This is a genomic window from uncultured Thiodictyon sp. (genome assembly GCF_903828115.1).
In the GTDB taxonomy this organism is placed as follows: domain Bacteria; phylum Pseudomonadota; class Gammaproteobacteria; order Chromatiales; family Chromatiaceae; genus Thiodictyon.
The window spans coordinates 1-4,652 of the sequence record NZ_CAIKKU010000724.1; the positions used below are offsets into that span (position 1 = coordinate 1).

Annotated in this window: 6 protein-coding genes and 1 pseudogene; all 7 read left to right on the forward strand. The window is 61.8% G+C overall.

Annotated elements, in window-relative coordinates; translation table 11 throughout:
• Nucleotides 1-303: 303 nt before the first annotated feature.
• On the forward strand, nt 304-489 hold the full coding sequence (locus QZY48_RS27020; protein ID WP_295436662.1) for a hypothetical protein: 186 nt from the start codon (nt 304-306) through the stop codon (nt 487-489).
• A gap of 421 nt (nt 490-910) precedes the next feature.
• Entirely contained in the window at nt 911-1,123 is a 213-nt protein-coding gene (locus QZY48_RS27025; RefSeq protein ID WP_295436664.1) for a hypothetical protein, read from the forward strand.
• Complete coding sequence (locus QZY48_RS27030) at nt 1,107-1,313, forward strand: hypothetical protein (protein ID WP_295436666.1); 207 nt, start codon at nt 1,107-1,109, stop codon at nt 1,311-1,313. Before QZY48_RS27025 ends, QZY48_RS27030 begins: the two co-directional genes overlap by 17 nt.
• Before the next feature lie 208 nt (nt 1,314-1,521).
• Nucleotides 1,522-1,749, forward strand: a complete 228-nt coding sequence (locus tag QZY48_RS27035; protein ID WP_295436667.1) for a DUF2442 domain-containing protein — start codon at nt 1,522-1,524, stop codon at nt 1,747-1,749.
• A gap of 91 nt (nt 1,750-1,840) precedes the next feature.
• Nucleotides 1,841-2,017: pseudogene (locus QZY48_RS27040) on the forward strand (DUF29 family protein); the annotation flags it as partial.
• Nucleotides 2,018-2,991: 974 nt separating this feature from the next.
• Nucleotides 2,992-4,089 carry a tetratricopeptide repeat protein gene (locus QZY48_RS27045; RefSeq protein WP_295436668.1) on the forward strand — a complete coding sequence of 366 codons (1,098 nt, stop codon included), beginning with the start codon at nt 2,992-2,994 and terminating at the stop codon, nt 4,087-4,089.
• A 426-nt stretch (nt 4,090-4,515) separates the two neighbouring features.
• Nucleotides 4,516-4,652: pyruvate kinase (locus tag QZY48_RS27050; protein ID WP_295436669.1), on the forward strand; the 137-nt coding region annotated here is incomplete at its 3' end.

The window sequence follows — 4,652 nt, forward strand, 5'->3', positions numbered from 1 at the left end:
GGCTTCAGCCTTGGTCTTGCCTATCCAAGGCTGAAGCCTTGGACTCCAGCCCTGCGGGGGCCGGAATAGGGATCAAGGCCCCCAATGCCATCGCCTGTTTGCCATTGCTTATTTGCCTCCATTACCCATTCTCTGTTCAGATGAACTATACTTGGCTTAGGCTCAGCCAGATCATTGTTGCGACCCTGAGATCGCGGCAGCGGGACCGGACCCAGCCGCGTCGGCAGATAGCGTCGGCTCTGCACCTACCGAGCACTATGACTTTGAGCCGGTTCTTTCCCTCCCGTTTTTTTGGAGAATAGCATGTCGATCGAAACAGATGCCGCCAGAAGGGCCGCGGAAGTGGCCGAAAGTGATGCCCGTGCCGCTGAGGCCCACGCCCATGAGGCGGAGTTCAACGCACTCGAAGCCGAGGCCCGCGCCAGAGAGGAGACCGCACTGCGGGGTATTGAGGGCGAGGAGGTCGTGGTCCTGGTGGCGAGCAGCTAGTACCCGGTTGCAGGTTATCTCGCATAGCGACCCCAACGGGGTCGAACATACCAGCCCAGGGCAACGCCCTGGGTATGGGTTATCCGCAGCGCTTAGCCCTGAAAGGGCGTGACAGAACGCCGTGGCGCCTTATGTCACGCCCTTTCAGGGCTAGGCCGAATAAACAACGCTATCCCAGGGCGTTGCCCTGGGCTGGTATATCGCGCCCCTTCGGGGCTTGAGCAGCACAAGCTTAGACGAAATAGGGTACTGGCCGCTTGACCTCGAGGTGTGACACACTTTGCGGCGTCACGAAGCCATGACCGAGCGAGCACCATGCAGCCCACCGCCGACAACACTCGACCGCCCTTCGACTTCAGCAAGCTCAAGGCCCGGTGCGCGCGCGAGCAGGCAGCGACCAGCGCCGAGTCCAGTCGGCTGCGTGACCAGGTCAGCCGCGAAGGGCCGCGCCCATGCGTGCTCGGACGTGGACTTACTGGTCATGGATGTCCCCGCGGCGACTTACTGGGACCTGCGGCACGATCTGGAACAGGCCCTGGGCCGACCGCTGGACCTGCTGACCCAGGACGATGACTCGGTGCTGGTCGGCAAGATCATCGCCCGCGGAGAGATGATCGATGGCCCGCACCCCTGAACTGCTGGGCGCCGATTTCCGCGGTTTTCGCCACGTCTTCCGCAATTGCTATACCTTTGAACTCGACTGGGAGCGAGAGCGCCTGGTCGCCTCCCGCTTGCGGCGCGCCGCGGCCCTCTTGCATGAGCAGGTCAACGACTTCCTCGTCGGGATCGAGCCTGACCCAACCGCGAGCCGTCTCAGTTCGTAGCCTGGATGGAGCGCAGCGGAATCCAGGTCCCTGCGGCTAAAAGCTTGTAGCCTAAATCCGGCAGTTGCTCACGCCAAGGCGCCAAGCTCCCCTCGTGACACCGCTCCAGCGGTGTCACGCATGTGTTGGGCGCTCTGCGCCCCGAGGCCAGCGGACGCACCTGTGATCAAGGCCGAAAACTCAACCCCATGTTGTGAGGTAACCGTCCATGTTGACCATTGTTCCCGTCAGGGCGATTCCCCCAGCGACCATTGAAGTCGACCTCTCCGACGGAAAGACACTGACCATCGATGCGACCGGGATCATCAGTTCCAGCGGCTACGAGCCGCTGATTGCTCCCGACCAGTTTGCGGCTGTTGTCGTATCCGACTGCGGCCACGGCATCGGATTGGCGTGCGAGGGCTGGGAGGCACGCAACCGCCGCCAGGCCGCATAGACCCGGCCGCAGGTTCCTCGCTTGGCGTCGGCATCCCGCGAGCCCCCTTGGCCGATAACCTGAGCGAGACCGCCCGAACCGATTACCCGAGTGCACCAATGAAAACCCCAGCTTCGCGGTGATCCTGGAGCACGAGGCGATCCCCAAGGCTTACCGCCTCGCACGACTCCTGGCCGTCAAAGAGACAAACCTGGAGGAAAGCACCTTCCCGGAGGTCTGCCCCTATTCCCTGCAAGAGACCAGTGACACCGGCTTTTATCCATCGTGAACCATCGGTCCTGGGTTCGCACCACGCGGCGTTCCTTGCCGACCGCAAGGCGCGGTGCTAACGTGCCATCGAACAGGGCGAAGACGCGAGACCATCATGGTTCCAACCTCACACCCATCCGCTGTCAAGGTGATCGGCGCCAAGGGCCAGATCTCCCCTGGAAAACAGTACGCGGGCCGACAAGTGCCGGGCGAGGAGCAGGAGCCCGGTGTCTGGCTGGTGCGCACCGTCACCGTCGTGCCGGACAACGAACACTGGCTGCATCTGCCCCAGGCCGCGGCCGACTTGGAACAGGCATTGACTTGGGCGGCGGCCAACCCGGCCGACGATGCCAACGCAGAGCAGTTGCTTGAAGAGTTTGCCGATGCTGACGATTGCCCAGGACCACGACGGTACGTACGGGAAGAAATAGGCAACCCTGACCGAGACGACCCGGCAGCACGCGGCTCAGTTCGCCGCCGAGCGCGAGGCCCTCGACGTGGAGCGGCAACGCAGCGAGCCGACGCGGCCGAGAGTCTGGCCGAGCGCACCGCCGAGTCCCTGGAGGCGTCACAGGCGACCTTGGTGGCGGCTGAGACGGTAGGCACTGCGCCTAGGTGTTTTGGCCACCCTTACCGAGCGCGTGGCCCAGAACCCCGATCTGCGGGCCATCATCGCCACTTTGCGGGCACCGGAGCAGGTGCCCGCGGCTACCGAAGCGGACGCGCTGGTCCTGGCGTCGACGCCGTGGCCGGCGACGAAGAAGCCACCGACCCGGCGCCGGGGGTAGACCTCGCCAGGGTCGGCATAGGGGGTGACTCTACACTGTGTCATGAGCCTCCTTCGGGCACCGGTGGCTCGGTGGCAGTCTACGATCGACAGCCCTGCAAACGACCCCAGGTGATCCTTCGGTGTTGATCGATCGTCTCGGGGTACACTCATACTCTTAGTGGTCGCGGCCACCCTAAATTCCCGTCACGTCCGATTCCTAACTCATGAAAATCAAGCCTCAAGCCCCAGAGATCCTCCGCATTCCGTACGCGTCGTTCGATGTGTCGGTACTCCCGAGCAATGCCCGTGAGCCAGGCAGCGAGGCGTTCGACAACGCGGTACTCATTTACTTCGCCGCCAAGTACGCGGCGAAAAATTTCGATGCGGCGGTTACTTGCAGCGATGGCATCATCCGGGTGCTGGCGTGGGCGCGCGGCGGGTTGGAGCCGAAGACGTATGTCGTCGGGTTGCTTCAGCACGGCGCACTTGCGGAAGCGTTGCCGCTTCTCGAAACCATGGACGAGATGATGGATGACGCGGATATCGCCTACAACCGCGGCATTTGTCTGAGCGAGATGGGCCGGCTCGAAGAGTGCATCGAGCCGCTTGAACGCTGCTTGAGGATCGACCTGAACTACGGGAACGCCCGCATTGGACTGGGTGTGGCTTTGGCGCGTCTGCGTCGGTCCGAGGAGGCCGAGCAGGTGCTGCGTCAGGCACTCGCGGCCGAGCCCCATAACAGCTTCGCCGCCCGCAACCTGGCCGCAGTGCTGGCCAATCTCGAAAAGTATGCCGAGGCAGTGCCCCTGCTCCACCAGGTGCTCGCAATGGAACCTGACGACCCCACCGCGAGCCTGGCCCTCGGCGAATGTCTCGAGGCGCTTGGCCCCGACCACAAAAGTGAGGCGATCAAGGTCTACAAACGGCTCATGAAGCGCTTTGCCGATACGCCGCTGTCGGATGCGGCCGTTGCCGGACTCAATCGTCTCGCCAGCGGCGATCTACACCGCGGCGGCGCCGACAAGCCGCGCCTTGACGCGATCATGTATATGCAGAACACGCTGGAGCGCTTTGCCGACATCCCGCAACAGGAGGTCGGCCAGATCGTGTTGGAGATTGCGCGGCTCGGCCAGTCCGGACTTGCCGTCAACGACCCGCGCAAACGCTATCATCTGAAGACGCTGTCGGGGGAATTCTCGGGTCTTGAACTGGTGAGCATGATGCATGTAGGGATGCGGATGTTTGATCCAAACGCCGAGATGCAGACCGGCCTTGATCGGGAATACGAGATCGCGGTCAGCTTATATGGTGATAAGCGCTAATACGGTTGTCATATTGGAGGTCACCTCACGAACCAGAAAAATCGTACGCCAAGGCTAGATATAAACACGTTACGATAACGCAGCCTTCTCTTTCACCTAAACGTCCGATTGTGTGACGGCGCACAGTAAGCGTCTATCTTCATGGCTGCTCGAAAATGAGCTGTCCACGAAATTCGCAGGCTACTCTCCGAGGTGATGCCATTCTTCCTCTCTGAGGCTAGCCAAGAAGCTATGCACACTGTCCGTGACTCCGTTTTCTGCCGACCACTCGATATGCTCACGCAACCGCGCAATTTTGGAACTCGCTGAGCAGATAAGAGCAGATAAGGGGCCAGGTTCAATTAAATCCGGCCGGCCGCGAAGAATTAATTGAGCCTGGCCCCTTATGCATTCATTTGCGGCCAATAACTCTTTATAGGATTACCCATGCCCAGACGTACCAAGATCGTCGCGACTCTAGGGCCTGCCACGGACACCCCGGCGGTGATGGATGCCATCATCGCCGCGGGCGTCGATGTGGTGCGGCTCAACCTGTCCCACGACACCCACGAGCGTCACCGCGA

Bases quoted from the DNA above. Each gene is read 5' to 3' on its own strand.
- QZY48_RS27020 (WP_295436662.1), top strand. From the start codon at position 304: ATGTCGATCGAAACAGATGCCGCCAGAAGGGCCGCGGAAGTGGCCGAA.
- QZY48_RS27030 (WP_295436666.1), top strand. From the start codon at position 1,107: ATGGCCCGCACCCCTGAACTGCTGGGCGCCGATTTCCGCGGTTTTCGC.
- QZY48_RS27035 (WP_295436667.1), top strand. From the start codon at position 1,522: ATGTTGACCATTGTTCCCGTCAGGGCGATTCCCCCAGCGACCATTGAA.
- QZY48_RS27045 (WP_295436668.1), top strand. From the start codon at position 2,992: ATGAAAATCAAGCCTCAAGCCCCAGAGATCCTCCGCATTCCGTACGCG.